This is a genomic window from Streptomyces sp. NPDC026515 (assembly GCF_055567595.1).
This window is the reverse complement of sequence record NZ_JBVHQD010000006.1, coordinates 449,479-469,612: the sequence shown is the minus strand read 5'-3', so window position 1 is coordinate 469,612 and position 20,134 is coordinate 449,479. Positions and strand designations below refer to the sequence as shown.

General features: G+C 70.9%; 21 protein-coding genes and 1 pseudogene. 11 read left to right on the top strand and 11 right to left on the bottom strand.

The window, feature by feature from the left end; all coding sequences use genetic code 11:
• The first annotated feature begins 3 nt into the window (after positions 1–3).
• Positions 4–1,419: a M1 family metallopeptidase gene (locus tag ACZ4O3_RS15280; protein ID WP_467722456.1), complete on the top strand. Its 1,416-nt coding sequence runs from the start codon at positions 4–6 to the stop codon at positions 1,417–1,419.
• Here the strand turns inward: ACZ4O3_RS15280 and ACZ4O3_RS15275 are convergent.
• The 3 genes and pseudogenes from ACZ4O3_RS15275 to ACZ4O3_RS15265 all read right to left on the bottom strand — a co-directional run.
• Positions 1,416–1,937, bottom strand: coding sequence for a GNAT family N-acetyltransferase (locus ACZ4O3_RS15275; RefSeq protein WP_467722419.1), 522 nt, complete (start codon positions 1,935–1,937; stop codon positions 1,416–1,418). The two genes, ACZ4O3_RS15280 and ACZ4O3_RS15275, sit on opposite strands and share 4 nt — an antisense overlap.
• Positions 1,938–1,998: 61 nt before the next feature.
• On the bottom strand, positions 1,999–2,850 hold the full coding sequence (locus tag ACZ4O3_RS15270) for a helix-turn-helix domain-containing protein (RefSeq protein ID WP_467722417.1): 852 nt from the start codon (positions 2,848–2,850) through the stop codon (positions 1,999–2,001).
• Between the two features lie 218 nt (positions 2,851–3,068).
• Positions 3,069–3,374 (bottom strand): annotated as a pseudogene (locus ACZ4O3_RS15265) (ATP-binding protein); the annotation flags it as partial.
• Between the two features lie 180 nt (positions 3,375–3,554).
• On the opposite strand from ACZ4O3_RS15265, the gene ACZ4O3_RS15260 reads away from it, so the two are divergent.
• Both ACZ4O3_RS15260 and ACZ4O3_RS15255 read left to right on the top strand, forming a co-directional pair.
• Positions 3,555–4,400, top strand: coding sequence for a helix-turn-helix domain-containing protein (locus tag ACZ4O3_RS15260; RefSeq protein ID WP_467722416.1), 846 nt, complete (start codon positions 3,555–3,557; stop codon positions 4,398–4,400).
• On the top strand, positions 4,397–4,627 hold the full coding sequence (locus ACZ4O3_RS15255) for a DUF397 domain-containing protein (RefSeq protein ID WP_467722415.1): 231 nt from the start codon (positions 4,397–4,399) through the stop codon (positions 4,625–4,627). Before ACZ4O3_RS15260 ends, ACZ4O3_RS15255 begins: the two co-directional genes overlap by 4 nt.
• Positions 4,628–4,691: 64 nt before the next feature.
• Here the strand turns inward: ACZ4O3_RS15255 and ACZ4O3_RS15250 are convergent, their stop codons facing one another.
• Positions 4,692–5,267 carry a TerD family protein gene (locus tag ACZ4O3_RS15250; protein ID WP_351484356.1) on the bottom strand — a complete coding sequence of 192 codons (576 nt, stop codon included), beginning with the start codon at positions 5,265–5,267 and terminating at the stop codon, positions 4,692–4,694.
• Between the two features lie 181 nt (positions 5,268–5,448).
• On the opposite strand from ACZ4O3_RS15250, the gene arfB reads away from it, so the two are divergent.
• Entirely contained in the window at positions 5,449–5,877 is a 429-nt protein-coding gene (gene arfB, locus ACZ4O3_RS15245; RefSeq protein ID WP_362715778.1) for an alternative ribosome rescue aminoacyl-tRNA hydrolase ArfB, read from the top strand.
• A 135-nt stretch (positions 5,878–6,012) separates the two neighbouring features.
• Here the strand turns inward: arfB and ACZ4O3_RS15240 are convergent, their stop codons facing one another.
• Complete coding sequence (locus ACZ4O3_RS15240) at positions 6,013–6,585, bottom strand: flavin reductase family protein (protein ID WP_467722413.1); 573 nt, start codon at positions 6,583–6,585, stop codon at positions 6,013–6,015.
• Between the two features lie 319 nt (positions 6,586–6,904).
• Between ACZ4O3_RS15240 and cdgB the strand changes: the two genes are divergently transcribed.
• Entirely contained in the window at positions 6,905–8,554 is a 1,650-nt protein-coding gene (cdgB, locus tag ACZ4O3_RS15235; RefSeq protein ID WP_362715772.1) for a diguanylate cyclase CdgB, read from the top strand.
• Between the two features lie 118 nt (positions 8,555–8,672).
• A complete protein-coding gene (locus ACZ4O3_RS15230) occupies positions 8,673–9,632 on the top strand; it encodes a carbohydrate-binding protein (RefSeq protein WP_467722411.1) in 960 nt (319 codons plus the stop codon).
• A 93-nt stretch (positions 9,633–9,725) separates the two neighbouring features.
• On the opposite strand, the gene ACZ4O3_RS15225 is transcribed toward ACZ4O3_RS15230, so the two are convergent.
• From ACZ4O3_RS15225 to ACZ4O3_RS15215, 3 genes are all read right to left on the bottom strand, one after another.
• Positions 9,726–10,139, bottom strand: coding sequence for a hypothetical protein (locus ACZ4O3_RS15225; protein ID WP_467722409.1), 414 nt, complete (start codon positions 10,137–10,139; stop codon positions 9,726–9,728).
• Between the two features lie 96 nt (positions 10,140–10,235).
• Complete coding sequence (locus ACZ4O3_RS15220) at positions 10,236–11,165, bottom strand: 1-phosphofructokinase family hexose kinase (RefSeq protein ID WP_467722408.1); 930 nt, start codon at positions 11,163–11,165, stop codon at positions 10,236–10,238.
• Positions 11,166–11,240: 75 nt separating this feature from the next.
• Positions 11,241–11,969, bottom strand: a complete 729-nt coding sequence (locus ACZ4O3_RS15215) for a GbsR/MarR family transcriptional regulator (RefSeq protein ID WP_362715795.1) — start codon at positions 11,967–11,969, stop codon at positions 11,241–11,243.
• Between the two features lie 238 nt (positions 11,970–12,207).
• Between ACZ4O3_RS15215 and ACZ4O3_RS15210 the strand changes: the two genes are divergently transcribed.
• The gene (locus ACZ4O3_RS15210; RefSeq protein WP_362715762.1) at positions 12,208–12,873 is read left to right on the top strand and encodes a DUF4097 family beta strand repeat-containing protein; all 666 of its coding nucleotides are present in this window, start codon (positions 12,208–12,210) and stop codon (positions 12,871–12,873) included.
• Between the two features lie 46 nt (positions 12,874–12,919).
• Complete coding sequence (locus ACZ4O3_RS15205; protein WP_467722406.1) at positions 12,920–13,738, top strand: alpha/beta fold hydrolase; 819 nt, start codon at positions 12,920–12,922, stop codon at positions 13,736–13,738.
• Positions 13,739–13,799: 61 nt separating this feature from the next.
• On the opposite strand, the gene nagA is transcribed toward ACZ4O3_RS15205, so the two are convergent.
• The gene (gene nagA, locus ACZ4O3_RS15200; protein WP_467722405.1) at positions 13,800–15,026 is read right to left on the bottom strand and encodes an N-acetylglucosamine-6-phosphate deacetylase; all 1,227 of its coding nucleotides are present in this window, start codon (positions 15,024–15,026) and stop codon (positions 13,800–13,802) included.
• A complete protein-coding gene (locus tag ACZ4O3_RS15195; protein ID WP_467722403.1) occupies positions 15,026–15,964 on the bottom strand; it encodes an ROK family protein in 939 nt (312 codons plus the stop codon). The genes nagA and ACZ4O3_RS15195 overlap by 1 nt, the downstream gene beginning before the upstream one ends.
• Positions 15,965–16,102: 138 nt before the next feature.
• Between ACZ4O3_RS15195 and ACZ4O3_RS15190 the strand changes: the two genes are divergently transcribed.
• The 3 genes from ACZ4O3_RS15190 (at position 16,103) to otsB (ending at position 18,580) form a co-directional block, all read left to right on the top strand.
• The gene (locus ACZ4O3_RS15190; RefSeq protein ID WP_467722401.1) at positions 16,103–17,359 is read left to right on the top strand and encodes an extracellular solute-binding protein; all 1,257 of its coding nucleotides are present in this window, start codon (positions 16,103–16,105) and stop codon (positions 17,357–17,359) included.
• Positions 17,360–17,376: 17 nt separating this feature from the next.
• Positions 17,377–17,610: a DUF3263 domain-containing protein gene (locus ACZ4O3_RS15185; protein ID WP_467722400.1), complete on the top strand. Its 234-nt coding sequence runs from the start codon at positions 17,377–17,379 to the stop codon at positions 17,608–17,610.
• Between the two features lie 121 nt (positions 17,611–17,731).
• Positions 17,732–18,580 (top strand): trehalose-phosphatase, encoded by an 849-nt coding sequence (otsB, locus tag ACZ4O3_RS15180; RefSeq protein WP_362719950.1) that lies wholly within the window; start codon positions 17,732–17,734, stop codon positions 18,578–18,580.
• A gap of 51 nt (positions 18,581–18,631) precedes the next feature.
• Here otsB and ACZ4O3_RS15175 read toward each other — a convergent pair whose 3' ends face one another.
• Positions 18,632–20,065: an alpha,alpha-trehalose-phosphate synthase (UDP-forming) gene (locus ACZ4O3_RS15175; RefSeq protein WP_467722399.1), complete on the bottom strand. Its 1,434-nt coding sequence runs from the start codon at positions 20,063–20,065 to the stop codon at positions 18,632–18,634.
• Between the last annotated feature and the right edge of the window lie 69 nt (positions 20,066–20,134).

Genomic DNA, 20,134 nt, shown 5'->3' with positions numbered 1-20,134 from the left:
TCGATGGTGTCATGTCGTCCTACGATCACGTGCGTGCCCCGATCCGTGCTCGTTCTCCCCGCCGCACTGCTCTGCCTCACACTGGCCGCGTGCGACGGCGGGGTGCGCGGCGCCCCGGGCGGCGCGGGCGTGGGCGACCCCTACTTCCCCAAGGCGGGCAACGGCGGCTACGACGTCGGCCACTACGGCCTCACGCTCGCCTACGACCCCCACAGCGGCCGCCTCACCGGCACCGCCGTGATCACCGCCCGGGCCGGCCGGGACCTGTCCGCCTTCGACCTCGACCTGCGGGGACTCCACGTCGACGGGGTCACCGTCGAGGGCAAGGAGGCCCGCTGGAACCGGGCCGGGCAGGAGCTGACCGTCCGCCCGCACGACGGCCTGGACAAGGGCGAGACCTTCGCCACGACCGTGCGCTACTCGGGCCGCCCGGAGACGATCACCGACCCCGACGGCTCGAAGGAGGGCTGGCTGCGCACCGCGGACGGCGCGCTCGGGCTCGGCGAGCCGGTCGGCGCCATGGCCTGGTTCCCCGGCGACCACCACCCCTCCGACAAGGCGTCGTACGACATCACGGTCACCGTCCCGGAGGGCCTCCAGGCCGTCTCCGACGGAGAACTGAAGAGCGAGACGACGAGGAACGGCCGTACGACCTTCGTCTGGCACACCGCCGAGCCGATGGCGAGCTACGTCGCCACGGTCGCCGTCGGCCACTACACGGTCACCCGCGCCACCCTCCCCGACGGCCTGCCGGTGTACACGGCCGTCGACCCCACCCAGGCGAGGGCGAGCCGCGCGGTCCTGGCGAGGATCCCCGAGATCATCGAGTGGGAGGCGTACAACTTCGGCCCCTACCCCTTCTCCTCCACCGGCGCGATCGTGGACCGCCCGGCGGACGCCGGATACGCCCTGGAGACCCAGAACCGGCCCGTCTTCCCCGGCGCCCCGGACACCGCGACCCTCGTCCACGAACTCGCCCACCAGTGGTACGGCGACTCCGTCACCCCGAGGACCTGGCGGGACATGTGGCTCAACGAGGGTTTCGCGACCTACGCCGAGTGGCTCTGGGACGAGGACCACGGCGGCCCGAGCGCCCAGCAGACCTTCGACAAGGTCTATGCCACCCCCACGGACGACTCCACCCTCTGGGGCTTCCCGCCGGCCGACCCCCCGAGCGCCGCGTACATCTCGGAGCGGCCGGTCTACGACCGCGGTGCGATGGTCCTGCAGAAGATCCGCCAGACCGTCGGCGACGACACGTTCTACGACATCGTCCAGGGCTGGGCCGCCACCCACCGCCACGGCAACGCGGACACGGCCCAGTTCACGGCGTACGTGGAGAAGAAGGCCCCCGGCGAGGACTTCTCCGCCGTCTGGAAGGACTGGCTGTACGGCGACGGCAAGCCGGCCGGACCCTAGGCCGCACCCAGCGTCTTGCGCAGTACGGCGCACGGCCGCCCGAGCTGCCGGTCCGGACGATGCGCGATCACCTCGTACCCGAGGGCCGTCCAGAAGGCCAGCCCCTTCGGGTTGTTCTCCAGCACGGCCAGCCGCACGGCGTCCCGCCCGGCCACCCGGAACCGCTCCTCGACCCCCTCCGCGATCCGCCGCCCGTACCCGCGTGCCCGCGCCGCCGCGTCCACCATCAGCAGCCCGATCCACGGATCGGGATCGGCCGGATCGGGATGCCGGGCCTGCGTGATCACCACCCCCACCAGCCGCCCCTCGGCACGCGCCAGCAACACCTCGACGTCCGGATTCGCCAACTCGTCGGCGAGCGCGCCGGCCACCTGCTCCGGCCGGATGTCGTCCGGATCCGGAAAGTCCCCGCTGAGCGCCTGGAACTCCCGGTCGGAGGCGTACAGCGCGGTCAGCTCGGTGAGAAGGGGGGCCGGGATGTCGTGGTCGGGGGTGAGGGGGAGCGGGGCGAGGATCATGCGGGCAACTTATCCGGCGGACAGCGGGGCAGGCCGTCGCTCGCGACGGTCCAGTCGCCGACTAGGTCCCCTCCGGGAGATCGCTTCGGCAGTCGCGGCAGAGTCCGGGCGCGGGGGAGCGGAAGCCTCTGTCGCAGCCCGCGCAGTTGTGCATCCGGGTGGGCGTGGCCGGCGGGGGATCCGGCGCGCGGAAGGGAGGCGGCGCGGGAAGCCGGTCCGTCAGGCGGTGGGCCACGAAGGCGGCCGGCCGGATCAGGGGTTCCGCCGGCAGGTCGGCGGTCAGGGCGTGGCGTACGGCGGTGGCGGTGACGTCCCGTTCCAGCCAGGCCGCGACCCCGGGTGCCAGGTGTTCGGTATCGGTGGCCGACAGCGGCAGCCGGGAGTCGTGGCGGCGGAGGTCGGAGAGGATGTCGACGGCCTTCTGGACGAGCGCGGGGGAGGGGCAGGCCGGGCGCGGTACGGGTGGCAGGGCCTTCTTGCGGGCGGGCTTCCGCGGTGTCCCGGGCCGTGCCACGGTTTCGGGTCGGCGGGCGTGGTGGGCGGGCTGGTTGCAGGAGACCGTGCGGGTGATGATCCGGCCGTCGGCGATCCGCTCGCGTTCGCGCCGCAGATAGCCCTCGGCCTCCAGCTCGTTCAACGCGGCGGCGATCCGGTTCCTGCCCTCCGGGAAGCGGATCGCCAGGCTCTTGATGTCGGCCTGGGCGCCCTTGGGAAGCGACTGGATGTGCACGCCCAGCCCGATCGCGAGCGCCGAGAGGGTGGAGTGCTGGGCCAGGTGGTTGCCGATCACCACGAAGTGGGAGGTGTGGCGGGAGTTGTCGTGCAGAAGTCCCCCGGACCCCCGGTTCGGGTGCTTCTTGGCGGCAACACGGGACTCGGCGCCCGAGGGCGCGCTAGGGTTTTTCGTATCCATCGGGAAGGTGGTGCTTCCTAGGTGGTCAGGCCCTCGCACTGGGATTGCTCGTCCCGGCGGGGGCCGAAATTTTTCTGCGGTCGTTTCGCTGAGCGTAGGGCAGGCAACCCTCCCCAAAGCCGGTCGAGTTGGGCATATTCACTCGCGGGAGTGACGCTGCGCGACGGGCGGGAGGGGTGGGGCTTGGTGGGGTTCCTTCTCCTCGTTTCGTTCCTTGGTCACTGACGTCCCTCGGGGCCGAAGCCCGCGTTCCCGGGCCCCGGTCGCACGTCGACCTCGGCCCACACCGTCTTGCGGGGCGACAGCCCGGGGGTCACGCCCCACTTGTCGGCGAGTGCCTCCACGAGGACCAGGCCCCGGCCCGACTCGGCGTCCGGCGCGGACGGCTGGGGGTGCGGAGGGCGGTCACCCCGTGTGTCCGTGACCTCGATGCGCAGGGTGTCCCCCACGACGTAGAGCGTGAGGTCGAAGTCGCGTCCCGGTACCCGTCCGTGCGTCGCCGCGTTCGCCGCCAGCTCGGCCAGACGAGAGCCGCAGGCTCATGTTGCGGACGGGGGTGGAGATTTCGTCGTTCACATCACTCGGCGTGGCCGGGCCTGCATACCGGGAACAGTGACGGAGCCGTTGCGCACGGTGGCTGTCCGGCCCTTGTCCGGTGCTGTCCTGCCTGTCGGGCACGGGCGTAGGGCACGAAGGGGAGTGGGATGGGCGAGGTGACCGAGCCGGGCTGGGAGGTCGACCCGGACGACGACTGGGGCGTGGCGGTCGTCGCCACGGTCGGGCGTCAGCCGAAGCTGCGGCGGGAGGCGCCGGGGATGCGGGCCGCCGAGTTCGGGGAGGCCGTCGGCTACGGCGAGGACATGGTCTACAAGGTCGAGGGCGGCAAGCGGATTCCCCGCCAGGAGTACCTGAACCGGGCGGACGAGGTCCTGGACGCGGGCGGACAGGTCTCTGCGATGTGGGAGGACGTGAAGAAGGTCCGCTACCCGAAGAAGGTACGGGAGCTGGCCAAGCTGGAGGCGCAGGCCGTTGAGATCGGCTTGTACGAGTGCAACATCATCGCCGGGCTGCTTCAGACTCCTGAGCACGCGCGAGCCGTGATCTCCGCCGCGCAACCGCCCTATTCACCGGACGACGTGGAGCGCATGGTGACGGCACGTCTGGCCAGGCAGTCGGTTTTCGAGCGCGATCCGGCTCCGTCCATGCACTCCGTGCGGGAAGAGGCGCCGCTGCGCCGGCAGGTTGGAGGCACAATGGTGTGGCGGCAGCAGCTCGAACGCCTGTTGGAGGCGGGGCGGTTGCATCACGTCACACTTCAGGTCATGCCGACCAACACGGATGCGCACCCGGGACTGGACGGCAGGATCGAGTTGCTGAAGTTCCCGGACGGCACGGCCGTCGGACGTGCCGACGGCGCGTTCAACGGACGACCGACCACGGACCCGAAACAGCTTCGCCTCATTGAGCTGCACTATGGCACCGTCCGGGCGCAGGCTCTCCCTCCGCGGGAGTCGCAGGCCTTCATTGAGCAACTGCTGGGAGAGACATGATCCGCAACGCCTCCTCCGTGGAGCCCGCCGGACTGGTGTGGTTCAAGAGCAGCTACAGCGGTGGCACCAACGGCGAGTCCTGCCTCGAAATAGCCCCGGCCCCCACCGCCATCCACGTCCGCGACTCCAAGTACACGTACACGCGTGAGCCCTCCGCCCCCGGCCCCCGGCTCGTCCTGGCCCCATCCGCCTGGGGGCCCTTCGTGGCGTACGCGGCGGGGAGCTGAACGCAGGACGGGAGCCCCCGGTGTCGTACCAGGGGCTCCCGTACAGCGCGGCGAGCTGCGACCGTCAGACGTTGACGCCGAAGTCCTGGGCGATGCCGACCAGGCCGGACGCGTAGCCCTGGCCCACCGCGCGGAACTTCCACTCCGCGCCGTTGCGGTACAGCTCGCCGAAGACCATCGCCGTCTCGGTGGCCGCGTCCTCGGAGAGGTCGTAGCGGGCGATCTCGGCGCCGCCGGCCTGGTTGACGATGCGGATGTAGGCGTTGCGCACCTGGCCGAAGTTCTGCGAGCGGGTCTCCGCGTCGTAGATCGAGACCGGGAAGACGATCTTGTCGATGTCGGCCGGGAGGGCCGCCAGGTTGACGTTGATCGCCTCGTCGTCGCCGGCGCCCTCACCCGTGCGGTTGTCGCCCGTGTGGACGATCGTGTTGTCCGGCGTCTGCTTGTTGTTGAAGAAGACGAAGTGGGCGTCGGAGTAGACCTTGCCCTGCGTGTTGACCGCGATCGCCGAGGCGTCGAGGTCGAAGTCCGTGCCGGTGGTCGTGCGGACGTCCCAGCCCAGGCCCACGGTGACGGCGGTCAGGCCCGGAGCCTCCTTGGTGAGCGAGACGTTGCCACCCTTGGACAGGCTTACAGCCATGGTCGGGAGTCCTTTCCCTCGTTTGCGTACGGCCGTGCGGCGTACGGGCTTGAAGCTACAGCTACCCGTATGAACGCCACGAGGGGTACCGAAGGTTCCAGGTCGCTTTACTTTCTTTGCCAAACGGGTGAAGGGCGATATTCGCGTGACGTGTGCCGGTCAGCCGCGCGACCATGGAGGCATGGCCGGTCCGTATCTCATCCGCGGCTCAGTCTCGCTCCCCGAGGCCGAGCTCAACTGGCGTTTCTCGCGGTCGTCCGGGCCGGGCGGGCAGCACGTCAACACCAGTGACTCGCAGGTGGAGCTGCGCTTCGACCTCGCGAACACCGCGGCGCTGCCGCCGGTGTGGAAGGAGCGGGCGCTGGCACGGCTGGCCGGGCGGCTCGTCGACGGCGTGGTCGTCGTGAGGGCGTCCGAGCACCGCTCCCAGTGGCGCAACCGCGAGACCGCCGCCGTACGCCTCGCGGCCCTGCTCGCCGAGGCCACCGCGCCCCCGCCCAAGCCCCGCACGCCGACCCGTATCCCGCGCGGTATCAATGAACGCCGGCTGCGGGAGAAGAAGCAGCGGTCGGACACCAAACGAGGCCGGTCGGGCCGCGACTGGTCGTAGTGGCCGACGGCGGATCCGCCTTGTGGATCCCCTCCGGGATTTTCCGTTCGCGATCGCATCGCACCGCCGAACGGCCTTTCGCCGTGCGGCCGCGGAAAGTGTGCCCGCGGGAATTGAAAAACAGACCGCGCGGTTTCATCCCAGCTGCCGGTATCGGCCCCGGAAATACATCAGCGGTCCGCCTTCCGCGCTCGGCAGATCGGCGGTCAGGACGCGGCCGATCACCAGGGTGTGGTCCCCGGCCGGCACCCGCTGCTCGGTGCGGCACTCCAGGGTCGCGAGCGCGCCGCCGACCAGGGGCGCGCCCGAGGCCTCGCCCCGCACGTACGGAATGTCCTCGAAGAGCAGGCGGTCGCTGATGCGGCCCTTCATCGCGAAGCGGCCGGCGATGTGGCGCTGGCTCTCGGTGAGCACGGAGACCGCCCAGCGCGGCTGTTCGTCCAGCAGGTCGTCCATGCGGGAGCCCTCACGCAGGCTGACCAGCACCAATGGCGGGTCGAGCGACACCGACATGAACGCGGTGGCGGTCATGCCGACGTCCTCGCCGGTCGGCGCCAGCGGGTCGTCCGGGTCGAGCGACGGCTCCTGCGCGGTCACCAGGACCACGCCCGCCGCGAGCCGGGCCAGGGCCGCCTTGAACGCTTCGTTGCTCACCCCCACAGCATGCCCGGTGGCTTCTGCGGCGGTGGGGGAGGGAGTCTTCAGCACGCCGGAAACGCTAGTGTCGCCCCCTGTGCAGCCGCATCGGCCATCCGCCCGAGCCGGGTCCTAGGACCAAGGGCGGGGTGGGGAAAGCCCGTAACGTGCATCATGTGCACACACACCCAAAGACTGTGTTCGGTAAACGCACAGGGAGAACGCAGAAACTCCGCGCAATTGCTCATGTTCTGCTGTGACTTGAGTCACAAGGGGCATTAATTGTTGACCCTGTGTACCGAGTGGGCAGCGCGCTGTGATTCAGTGGCGGGGAAAAGTAGCGCCGAAGCAGACCCTTGATTCGCTGCGAGGTCTCGGGGGGAGGGCGAACATGGAGACCGAGTCGGAACCCTACGTCCGTCTTGCGTCCCTGCGACAACTGCACCAGGTCATGGCCGACATGAACACGGCCCGCAGTCTGGCGGACACCCTGCAGACCGTCGCCGACGGCGTGATCACCGCCCTTGGGTTCGAGATGGCGTGCGTGAACCTCGTACGTCCCGACGGCGACCTCGTGGTCGCGGCCCTCTCCGGCAACTCCGCCGCCGAGGCCCTGATCACCGGCCGGGTCGGCTCCCGTGACTCCTGGGACCGGCGGCTGGGCATGGGCGAGAAGTGGGGCGACCTCGTCTTCATACCGCACACCGAGGGCTGGGTCCTCGACGACGACGACGTCCCGCAGTGGTACACCGACGGCCCCGCGCCCCGCTTCGAGGACGAGTGGCATCCCTCGGACCGGCTCTTCGCCCCCATGTACACGCCCGGCATATCGGGCAGCTCCTGCGGCGAACTGCTCGGCGTGATCTCCGTGGACCGCCCGCGCAACGGCCGGCACCCCGGCGCCTGGGGCCGCGAGGCCCTGCAGATGTACGCCTTCCAGGCCGCGATCGCCATCAGCAACGCGCGTCTACGCGCGAACATGCAGCGGGCGCTGGTCAGGCTGGAGCGCGAGCAGCAGGCCCTGAGGGCCAGCGAGGAGTCCTTCCGGCAGGCCTTCGAGTACGCCCCCTCCGGCATGGCGATCGCCGAGATGGGCGGCGACCAGCACGGCCGGATACTGCGCACCAACGACGCCCTGTGCCGCCTGCTGGGCCGCCCCGCCTCCGCGATGCGCCGGTACTCCTTCTCCGACCTGGTCCACCCCGAGGACATCGGCACCCTGCTGCGCACCTCGGCGGAGGGCGGCCGCGCCGAGCTCCGCCTCGGCCGCCGGGACGGCACGTACGTCTGGGTCTCGCTCCGCAACTCCGTGGTCGCCGACGCGGCCGACGGACCCCGCTTCCTGCTCACCCACGTCGAGGACATAGAGGAGCGCAAGCGCCGCGAGCTGCAGCTCGCCCACCGCGCCTCCCACGACTCCCTCACCGGCCTGCCGAACTCCGCGGAGCTGCGGTCCCGGCTCTCCTCCCGGCTCTGCCGGCGCGCCGACACCGACGGCCTGGAGTCCCTGGACGCGGCCTACGGCCACCCCGCCTACGACGTCAACGGCCACGGGTTCGACTTCGCCGCGTCGGTCCAGTCGTACGACGGCTACGACCACCATGTGCACACCGTCGCCCCCGAGGAGGGCCGCGACGACGGCGCCAAGGGGCTCGCGGTGCTCTTCTGCGACCTCGACGGCTTCAAGTCGATCAACGACCGGTTCGGGCACAACGCGGGTGACGCCGTCCTCATCGAGGTCGCCCGCAGGCTCACCCGGGGCGTCCGGGACGGGGACACCGTGGCCCGCCTCGGCGGCGACGAGTTCGTGATCCTCGCCGACGGGCTCGGCAAGGCCGACGCCCAGGACCTGGCGGTACGCCTGCGCAACGAGATCATCCAGCCGATCCGCGCCGAGGGGCGGGCCGTCCGGGTGGGCGCCAGCTTCGGCATCGGGTGGGCGCACTGCGGCATGACGGCGGACGAAGTCCTGAAATCCGCCGACGAGCGGATGTACGTAGAGAAACGATCTCGTCCCAAACAACATCGCCGGGCAGGATGATTCCCAGGTCATCGCGTTGATGCGGTCTGAGTCACCCGTTTGGCTCAGCAGGAGCGGGTAGGCTCGACTCTCAATACCCGTACCGCATCCGCCCGCACCTGTTGAGGAGTACCAAGGGATGACGCCCGGCGACAACGGCGCGAGCACGCCCGAGGACGAGGACCCGTTCGGCTACCTGTACGCCGACGGCCAGGCCAGAGGGGCCCAGCCGCCGTCCGGCTCCGGTGGCTATGGCTACCCGAACGCGGTCAGCAGGGTGCGCTCGGTCGGTGAGCGGACCTATGGCGGCCAGCCGCAGGCGCCGCAGGCACCGCCGTACGGCGGTCAGACCATTCCGCAGCAGCAGCCGGGTGCCGGCGGCTACGGCCAGCAGCCGTCCGCGGCCTACCAGGCCCCGGAGACGCTCCCGGGCGGCGCGACCACCACCCGCCAGCAGACGCCGTCCTCCGGCCGCGGCCGGGGCCCGAACACCAAGGGCCTCCTCATCGGCGCCATCGCGGTGGTCGCGGCGGTCGTCATAGGCATCAGCGTCGCCATGCTGAACGGCAACGGCGACGACGACAAGGCGAACGGCGGCACGTCCCCGTCCCCGACCCAGCCCGAGACCGCATCCCCGTCCCCCTCCAGCACCAGCTCGGTGTCGGCATCGGGTGAACTACCGAAGATCGACGCGAAGGCACTGCGGCTCGGCGGTGGCGCCACGGTCGCTTCGGACGTGAAGGGCGCGAAGGCCGGCGGCGGCATCTACGTCGGGAACTTCAACCAGGCGGGCGCATCCATCACCTGGACCGTGAACGGGATCACCGAGGCCGGTAAGTACACGCTGTTCTCCACGTACGGCGTTCCCGGCAAGGACGCCAGCGCCACGCTCACGATCAACGGCACGGCGCAGAATCGTCCGATAAATCTCGGGAACTTCGCCAAAGCGCCAGCGGGTGACTACGAAAAGGGCTGGACGAACACCTGGGCGGACATCACCCTCAACAAGGGCACCAACACCATCAAGATCTCCTGCGAACAGGGCAACCAGTGCGACGTCAACTTTGACCAGCTCTGGCTGAAGTCGGGCTGGAAGTAGCCCGCGGATTACCGAGTGACGATCCTCCGGAGGGAAAGTACCGCCTCTGTGTTGATGCGGCGGTACTTTCCGCTTCGAGGACAGGTGATGGGCTCAACCAGTCCAATCCGTGCAAGAGTTTAGAAGAGTGTCGCCCTCAAATCTTGCGACCTGTACGCCGACCGTGATCAGACCTCGACTGTCCGAAGCGCTGGAGGTCAATGTGACGGTCTGGCCGGAGCCGTTGGTGTTGCTGTGCCAGGCCCAGTTCTTTCTCGTGTCATCACCTTCAGTGGAAATGAATCGAATCCTGACGTGATGACCATCGGCCAGCGTGTCGGTCAAGCTGAAGTGAATGTTCACGGTTGCGGTGGGGCTTGACCAGTTGGAGACTCTGATTGCCCCTGTTGCGCCAGTAGTCTCGCACCCGCGATAGTCGTCGTCGACTTCACCGGCTGGGCTTGTAGCGGCGGCAAACAGGAGAATTGTAGTTGCTATGGTCGCTGCTGCCGCCAGTTTCTTCTGCAAGGTGATCGCCCTTTGGTCCTGAGTAGGTTGTCAGGACCCTGAAGAAGGGGTGGCTGGAAATTGTGACGGAGAAATCCGCTTCGTTTTTAATTGGCCCTACGCGGCGTTTCCTCCGCCCGACACCGTGACCCGGGGCAGGAGTTCGGCGTACACGGCCGGGTTGTACTCGCCGGCCGCCGGTGCCGCCACGGTCGCGGCGGACAGGGCGAGGGCCCGGGACAGGCGGTCCGGCCATGGCAGGTGTTCCACCAGGCCGGAGAGCAGGCCGGCTACTGCTGAGTCGCCTGCGCCGGTCGGGTTGCCGTGCATGGGGGCCGGAGGGGTCGCCTGCCAGTGGCCCTCCGGGGTGCGGGCCAGCAGGCCCCGCGGGCCCAGGGAAGCGACCACCGCGCGGGCGCCCCGGCGGCGGGCGTCCTGGGTCGCGCGCAACGGCTCGTGGGAGCCGGTGAGTTCGGCCAGTTCGACGGCGTTCGGCTTGACCAGGTCCGGGCGGGCGGCCACCCCGCGCCGCAGCGGCTCCCCACTGGTGTCGAGGAGGACCGGCACACCGGCGGCCCGAGCGGTCTTTATCAGGCCCGCGTACGCGCCGACCGGTACCCCCGGCGGCAGGCTACCGCACAGTGCCACCGCCGAGGCGTCGGTGAGGAGTTCCTCGTAGTGGTCGAGGAAGGCGCCCCACTCGGCCGGCGCTATCTGCGGGCCCGGCTCGTTCAACTGGGTCGTGTCGCCCGTCCGTTCGTCCACGACAGCGATGGTGCGGCGGGTCGGGCCGACCACCGGGAGCAGGGCGTCCACCACCCCCGCCGACTCCGTGAGACGCTCCCGCACCGCCTGCCCGGTGACGCCGCCGGCGAAGCCGGTCACCGTCGTCCGGTGCCCGAGGGCGGCCAGCACCCGGGCCACGTTCACGCCTTTGCCGCCCGGCCGTTCGGTCACGTCGGAGACGCGGTGCGAGGCGTGCGGGCGCAGCGCGCCGACCCGGTAGGTGATGTCGAGAGCGGTGTTCAGCGTGACGGTGAGGATCACCGGCGACCTCCCCCTCGCGCCGTACGTTTCGGGGTCCCGATCATGCCAAAGAGACGGCGACCGGCCTAGAGCCGGTCAGTCGCCGGACGGTGGCTCGGGTCTGGTGTGGAGGATCTCGCGGGCCTGTTCCGCGGCGCGGGCGATGCTCTCGCTGACGAAGTCGAGGAAACGGGCGATGTTCTCCAGGCGGGTGGCGGCCGGGGTGCCGGGGACGAGGACGCCGACGCCCTGCCGGGCGATCTCGACGATCCGGGCGGTGGACCGGGCGCTGGCCATCATCGACTGGTACCAGATGTCGTCGTCGACGATGTAGCGCTCGCGGCGGCCCTCGCCCTGTTCCCGGCGGGCGAGGCCCTGGCTCTCCAGGAACCCGATCGCCTTGGAGACGGACGCCGGGCTGACCTGCAGGTGCTCGACGAGTTCGGACGCGGTGAGGCTGCCGGAGTCGGCGAGGGTGAGGGAGGCCATCACCCGGGCCGGCATCGCGGTCATGCCCGACGCCACCATGACGCCGGTCAGTGTCTCCTCGTACGCGCGCACGGCCTCGGGATCGCGTCCGTGGGCCGGCGCCGGCGCCTCGGTGCCCTTGGGCGCGGCCTGCCTGCTGCGGTGCGCGCGGCGCTCGGTGGCGCGGTGGGCCAGGTCGGCGCGGTAGCCGGTGGGGCCGCCGTTGCGCAGCACCTCGCGGGTGACCGTCGAGGTCGGACGGTCGAGACCTCTGGCGATCTCGGCGTAGGCGAGGCCGTCGGCCAGTCCCAGCGCGATCTGCTGACGTTCCTGCTGGGTGAGCCTGCCTCCCGGCATCGCGGTCTCCTCACGGCCTTCGACGGTTCGTATCGGGCCCAGAATAGCGTTCACCTTCAGTCCATTGCAACGGACGCCTGGCTGTCGTTGCATTCACTCCGAGCGTCAATGCAACAATATCGTGGCACTGGTCTGCAATTACGGGGTTTTTGCTCGACAGGTATGTTGCTCAATCGGTGAACGCAACGTAGCTTTTCGTCTGTCGGAAACAGAAGGCAGTGAGTCTGAGGAGAGCACGATGCAGAAGTTCGACACCCCCGCCCCGGTCACCGCCGTCCTGGAGATCCCCGCCGGACGCGTCCAGCTCATCGCCGCGGACCGTGCCGACACCACCGTCGAGGTGCTGCCCGCCAACCGCGCCAAGAGCCGGGACGTCAAGACCGCCGAACAGGCCGCCGTCACCTACGCCGACGGCGTCCTGCGGATCACGGTCGCGGCCTTCGGCAACCAGTTCCTCGGACCGTCCGGATCCGTGGAGGTCACCGTCCAGCTGCCGGCCGGCTCCCACGTCGAGGCCACCACCTCCGGCGCCGAACTCCGCGGTGTCGGACGCCTCGGCGACATCGCGTTCGAGGGCGCGTACCGCCAGATCAAGATCGACGAGGCCGCGAGCGTCCGCCTCACCGCACTCGACGGCGACGTCGAGGTCGGCCGGCTGGGCGGCTCCGCGGAGATCAGCACCACCAGGGGCGGCATCCGGATCGCCGAGGCCGGGGCCGGCACGGTCGTGCTCCGCACCCAGGACGGTGACATCTCGGTCGGGGCCGCCGCCGGCGTCTCGGCCGCCCTGGACGCCGGAACCGGCTACGGCCGCGTGAGCAACGCCCTCAAGAACGACGGCACCGCCGAACTCGACATCCGCGCCACCACCTCGCGCGGCGACATCACCGCTCGCAGCCTCTGAGCAACCGCCGCCGCACCCGACACGCTCACACCAACAGGGGGAAGACATGACGCAGAACGGCACTCACCCGGCCGGTTCGCGGTGGACCGGCATGGTGCCGGTCGACGACACGGCCCTGGCCGTCACCGACACCGGCGGCAGCGGAATCCCGGTGGTCTACCTCAACGGCCAGTTCGCCACGCAGGGGTACTGGCGGCGGGTCATCGCCGAACTGGGCGCTGACTTCCGGCACATCACCTACGACGAACGGGCCCGCGGCCGGAAGTCGAAGGTCTCGGCGGACTACTCGTTCGAGGCCGCCGTGCGGGACGTCGACGCCGTCCTCGCGGCCAGAGGAGTGGAGCGGGCGCTGGTGGTGGGCTGGTCCTACGGGGCGGTCGTCGGTGCGCACTGGGCCGCCCGGAATCCGGAACGTGCCCTGGGCGCGGTCCTGGTCGACGGCGCGGCACCGCACGACTGGCTGGACGAGGCCATGGAGGAGCGGATCCGGAAGCTGTTCCGGCGGATGGGCTGGTTCATGCCGCTGCTGCGCCCGACGGGTCTGACCCCGCGGCTGAACCCCGCGCAGATGGCGGAATCCAACATCGAGCTCGGCAGACTCTCCCGCGCCCGCGAACTGGGCCCCGTGCTGGACGGCATCAGCGTGCAGGTGCGGTACGTGCTCGCCTCCGGGTCGTCCCTCGGCAGCAAGGGCGACGAGCAGGAGGAGATCCGCGCCAGTCTCGACCAGGTGTTCGAGCGGAATCCGAACCTGCGGCTGAGCGCGAAGGTCGCCAGCAATCACGGCGCGATCCTGAAGAAGGACTTCCGGGCCGTCGCCGCGGCCGTACGCGAGGTCGCCGCCCTCGACCACGGGCGGCGCTGACGGCCCGGCCGGTGGTCCGGCCCGGCCCCGCCACCGCGTCCAGGTGGCGGGGCCGGCCGTTTCAGCGCAGTTCGGGTACGACCACCCAGGCGCCCTGCCGCATCACGCCCTTCAGCGTGAAGTCGGCGTCCAGGACGAGCAGGTCGGCGTCCTTGCCGGGCTCCAGCGAGCCGACGCGGTCGTAACGGCCGAGCAGCCGGGCCGGGTTGGCGGACAGGGCGGCCACGGCGTGCTCCACGGGCAGCCCGTCGACCGTCACCGCCCGCCGCAGCGCGCGGTCCAGGGTCAGGGTGGAGCCGGCGATGGAACCGCCCTCCACCAGCCGGGCGACCCCGTCGGTGACCTCGACCTCCAGCGGGCCCAGCAGATAGCGGCCGTCGCCGCGGCCGGCCGCGTCCATGGCGTCCGTGATGAACGCGACCCGGTCGGGGCCCGCGTGGTGGAAGGCCAACTGCAGGGAGGCCGGGTGGAGATGGGTGCCGTCGTTGATCAGCTCGACGGTCACCCGCCGGTCCTCCAGGAGGGCCGCGATCGGGCCCGGCGCACGGTGGCCGAGCTGCGGCATCGCGTTGAAGAGGTGGGTGGCGACCGTGGCGCCCGCGTCGATCGCCTCGACCGTCTGCTCGTAGGTCGCGTCCGTGTGGCCGACGGCGGCGATGACGCCGTGCTCGGCGAGCAGACGTACCGACTCGATACCGCCGGGCAGTTCGGTGGCGAGCGTGACCATCCTGGCGTGGCCGCGCGCCGCGTCGAGCAGCTTGCGGACCTCCGCCGGGTCCGGATCGCGCAACAGCGCCGCGGAGTGGGCACCCTTGCGGCACGGGGAGATGAACGGGCCCTCGAAGTGGATGCCGGCGATCTCCCCCTGCTCGGCCAGCTCCGAGAGCAGGCCGGCCTGGCGGGCGAGGACGTCCATGTCGTCGGTCACGGTGGAGGCGACGAGGGTGGTGGTGCCGTGCACGCGGTGCGTGCGGACGCCGGTGAGGACCTCCTCCGCGGTGCCCGAGCTGAAGGAGGCTCCGCCGCCTCCGTGGTTGTGGATGTCGACGAAGCCGGGCAGGAGCCAGTGGCCGGTGACGTCGACGACCTGGGCGTTCTCGGAGGGGGCCGCGGTGATCCGGGTGCCCTCGACGGCGAGTCGGCCGTTCTCGACCACTCCGGTCGGAAGAACCACCCGGGCACCGGAGAGGACCAGACCGTCCGCACCCGGGCGCGGGTGCGTGGGGGCTTGTCGCGCAGTTCCCCGCGCCCCCAGGGGGGCGCTGTGGTGCGGCTCGTTGGCGGCCATCAGGGGATTACCTCCGGAGTTGTCGTCGCTAGTAGGTCCTGGGCGAGAAGCCCCGCCCCCAAACACCCCGCCGTGTCCCCCAGCGCGGCCGGGACGATCGTCGGCAGCTTCTGGAAGGTGACCCGGCTCTGCACGGCCTCCCGCAGCGGCCGGAACAGCACGTCTCCCGCCTCCGCCAGACCGCCGCCGATGATCAGGACGCGTGGGTCGAGCAGTGTGAGGGCGGTGACCAGGCCGTCGGCCAGGGCCGCCACCGCCTCCCCCCACACCCGGACGGCGTTCGGGTCGCCGGACGCGACGGACCTCGCGCACTGCGCGGCGTCCGCGTCCGGATCGCCGGTGGCCTTCGCCCACGCCTCGCTCACCGCGGCCGCCGACGCGTACCGCTCCAGACAGCCGCGCTGCCCGCACGGGCAGGGGGCGCCCTGCGGCCGTACGACGACGTGGCCGATCTCGCCCGCGAAGCCGTGCGCGCCCGGCTCCACCCGGCCGTCCAGGCCGAAGCCGCCCGCGATACCGGTGCCGAGCGCCACGAAGAAGAAGCGGTCCGCGCCCTGGCCCGCGCCGAGCCGGCCCTCGGCCAGGCCGCCGGTGCGCACGTCGTGGCCGAGGGCGACCGGGATGCCGAGCCGGTCGGCGAGCAGCGCGCGCAGGGGAACGTCGCGCCAGCCGAGGTTGGCCGAGAAGACCGCGACGCCGTTCGGCTCGTCGACTATGCCGGGTACGGCGAGGCCGGCCGCGCCCGCGCCCGCGCCGAAGTGCCTCTCGCCGTACGCGTACAGGTCGGCGGCGAAGCCGACGATCGCGGCGACGACGGCGTCGGGGCCGCGCTCGCGGCCGGTCGCCCGGCGGTCCTGGTGGAGCAGCTCGCCGTCCGGGCCGACCAGTGCGGCCTTCATTCCGGTGCCGCCCACGTCCAGGGCGATGACATGTCTCACGGGGACAGTGTGGCCCTCCGACCCGCAAGAGGTCTAGTCCACTTGCGTGGTGTAGACCTTATGGGTCCACATATTGAACAGCTAGACAGTCAGACAGGGGCAGTACACGTGCGGCGGCGTAGGGCAGGAATGATCGCGATGGTGTCCGCAACGGGCATGATCGCGGTCCTCGGTGGCTGTGGGACGACCGGATCCTCGGACGTCACCATCAGACTCGTCGCAGCCGACTACGGGGACTCCGCCGCCAACAGCTCCCAGAAGTACTGGGACCGGCTGGCCAAGGCGTACGAGGCCACGCACTCCGACGTGGAGGTCGACGTCACCGTCTACTCGTGGAACGACGTCGACCGCAAGGTCAAGGACATGGTCGCCGCCGGCAAGGCGCCCGACCTGGCGCAGATCGGCTCGTACGCCGACTACGCGGCCGCCGGCGACCTGTACGAGGCCGGCGACCTGCTCTCCATCCCGGTCCAGGCCGACTTCCCCTCCCAGCTCGCCGAGGCGGGCCAGTGGAACCACGCGCAGTACGGCATACCCTTCGCCGCGTCCACGCGCGTCCTCTTCTACAACAAGACCCTCTTCTCCGAGGCCGGCATCACCACCCCGCCCACCACCTGGAACGAGCTCGCGGCCGACGCGAAGGCGCTCAAGGCGGACGGCGTGAGGTACCCGTACGCGCTGCCGCTCGGCTCCGAGGAGGCACAGGCGGAGACCATGCAGTGGCTGCTCAGCGGCGGCGGCGGCTACACCGACGACATCGGCACGTACACGATCGACTCCTCGGAGAACGTCGACACCTTCACCTGGCTCAAGGACGAGCTGGTGGGCAAGGGGCTGACCGGGCCGACGGCGCCCGGCAGGCTCAACCGCGCGACCGCGTTCGCCGACTTCGCCGACGGCCAGGTCGGCATGCTCAACGGCCACCCCACGCTCATCAAGCAGGCCGAGAAGAAGGGCGTGAAGTTCGGCGCCGTGCCGATGCCGGCCCGCGCCGGCCAGAGCACCACCACCGCCTCCATGGGCGTCACGGACTGGATGGCGGCGTTCAGGCAGAACGGCCACGCGGACCAGGTCGGCGATTTCCTCGACTACGTCTACAGCGAGAAGAACGTGCTCGACTTCTCCCGCGAGTACGGCCTGCTGCCGGTCACCACGTCCGCGTCCCAGACGATGACCGACTCCTCGCGGACCCAGGACAAGCAGCTCCGCCCCTTCCTCGATCAGCTCCCGACCTCCGAGCTGTACCCGGCCGGCAAGACCTCCTGGGCCGCGATCAGCGCCGACGTCAAGAAGCAGATAGGCGCGGCGGTCACGGCCACGGGCGACCCGAGCGCCGTCCTCACCCGGCTCCAGGCCGAGGCGGCAGCGGCGGACAGCCGTACGAAGTCGGACTGAGCGTTACCGTTCTCCGCATGGACCGGCAAGAACTGGGCGCACGCGAGCAGGCGATCCTCGCCCTGGAACGCCGGGGCTTTCCGAGCCCTGGCGCGAAGGAGCGCGTGATCCGGGAGGAACTGGACCTGGCGCCGGTGCGCTACTACCAGCTCCTCAACGCCCTCCTCGACGACGAGCGGGCACTGGCCCACGACCCGGTGACGGTGAACAGGCTGCGGCGGGTGCGGGAGTCGCGGCGCGGGGAGCGGTGAGGGGCCGGTGCCGCTTGGAGCTGCGGGCCGGTGGGGGCTTGTCGCGCAGTTCCGCCCCCGGCCTTCGAACCGGGGGGCACCCCCAGCGCCCTTTAAGCGGAGCTCGGATACTGTCGGTCGCATGGGCACCCAATCCACGGAATCCCTTCCGACGCCACGCACCCCCGCTGGTCGCGAAGGCCTCGAAGCCCTCCTCTCGCAGCCCCGCTCCGCCCTCGTCGGCCTCGACTTCGACGGGACGCTCGCGCCGATCGTCGCCGACCCGGAGCAGGCGCGGGCCCACCCGGACGCCGTACCGGCCCTGGCGGCCCTCGCGCCGAAGGTGGCCGCCGTCGCCGTCATCACCGGCCGCCCCACCGAGATCGCCGTCCGCTACGGCGGTTTCGCCGGCGTCTCCGGTCTGGACCACCTCGTCGTCCTCGGCCACTACGGCGCCGAACGCTGGGACGCGGCGACGGGCGAGATCACCGCGCCCCCACCGCACCCCGGCATCGCGGCCGTCCGCGCCGAACTCCCGGCCGTCATCGCCGGAGTGGGGGCGCAGGGGACCTGGACCGAGGACAAGGGCCACGCCCTGGCCGTCCACACCCGCCGGGCCGACGACCCGCAGGCCGCCTTCGAGGCCCTGCGCGCACCGCTCACCGGCCTGGCCACGCGGCACGGCCTGATCGTCGAACCGGGCCGCCTGGTCCTGGAACTCCGCCCGCCGGGGATGGACAAGGGTGTGGCACTGCGCGCCTACGCACGGGAGATCGGCGCGGGCGTGATCCTCTACGCCGGCGACGACCTGGGCGACATCCCGGCCTTCGCTGCGGTGGAGGAACTGCGCGAGGAAGGCGTCCCGGGCCTGCTGGTCTGCAGCGGCAGCGCGGAGGTCACAGAACTCGCCGACCGAGCCGACCTCGTGGTCGACGGCCCGGAGGAAGTCGTACGACTGCTGAAAAACCTGGCCGAGCAGAGCGCCCCGTAGGGGGCGCGGGGAACTGCGCGACAAGCCCCCACCGGCCCGCGGCCGAGGAACTCAGCCCCCCAACGCCGCCAACTGCTCAAGAAACCAAGCCGTCGGCGGCAACGCGGTGGCCGCCGCGGCCAACCGCTTCGTCCGCTCCGCCCGCTCCTCCACCCCCATGGTCAACGCCTCCTGGAGAGCCGCGGCCGTCCCCCCGACGTCGTACGGGTTCACGACCACCGCGTCCTCGCCCAGCTCCTCGTACGCCCCCGCCTCCCGCGAGAGCACCAGCACACACCCCTCGTCCGAGACCACCGGGATCTCCTTGGCGACCAGGTTCATGCCGTCCCGGATCGGGTTCACCAGCGCCACGTCGGCCAGCCGGTAGGCCGCCAGCGACCTCGCGAAGTCGTCCTTCACGTGCAGCACCACCGGTGTCCAACCAGCCGTCCCGTACGTCGAGTTGATGTCGTCCGCGACCCGTTGCACCTCGGCCGTGTAGTCGCGGTACACCGCGAGGTCCTGCCGCGACGGATACGCGAACGCGACATGCACCACTCGCTCCCGCCACTCGGGGTGGTCGTCGAGCAGCTGCCGGTACGCCAGCAGTCCCCGCACGATGTTCTTCGACAGCTCGGTGCGGTCCACCCGGACGATCGTCCTGCGGTCCTCGCCGATCTCCTCACGCAGCGTCCGCATCCGCTCGTCCACGTCCGGCTCGTGCGACCGCTTCCGCAGGAACTCCGCGTCGGCACCCAGCCCGTGCACCCCGATCCGGGTCTCCCCGGCGGCCGGGATTCCGGGGCCGAGGACCGCGTGACAGCAGGCCACGAACGCGTCCGCCCACCGCCGGGTCAGGAACGCCGCGTGATCGGCGCCCAGGATCCCGCTGAGCAGCTCCGCCGCGATGTCGTCGGGGAGCAGCCGGAAGTAGTCCGGCGGCGCCCACGGGGTGTGGGAGAAATGGCCGATACGCAGATCAGGCCGCAGCCGGCGCAGCATCCGCGGGGCCAGCGCCAGGTGGTAGTCCTGGATGACCACCACCGCACCCTGGCCGGCCTCCTGCGCGAGCGCCTCCGCGAACGCCTGGTTGTAGGCCTGGTAGGACGCCCACTGCCGCCGGAACTCCGCGTCGAAGACCGGCTCCAGCGGGGTCTGGTACAGCATGTGGTGGACGAACCAGAGCACCGAGTTCGCGATGCCGTTGTAGGCGTCCGCGAACACGTCCGGCGCGATGTCGAGCATCCGGACCTGCTGCCCGCCGGTGTCCCCGGCCGGCAGCCGGCCGCCCTCGGCCCGCCGTACCGCCTCCCGGTCACCGTCGCTCAGTGCCGCGCACACCCACACCGCGTTCGCGTCCGGCCCGATCGCCGACAGACCCGAGACCAGCCCGCCGCCGCCCCGCTTGGCGTGCAGCGCGCCGTCCGCGTCGTCGGGGCGCACCTCGTACGAAACCGGGCCGCGGTTGGACGCGACCAGCACCTCAGCACCGCTGGTGAAAGCCATACGCCACAACCTAGCCCGGCTCGGAAACGCTCAAACGTACGGCAGCGCCCGACGCGCCACCGTATACGG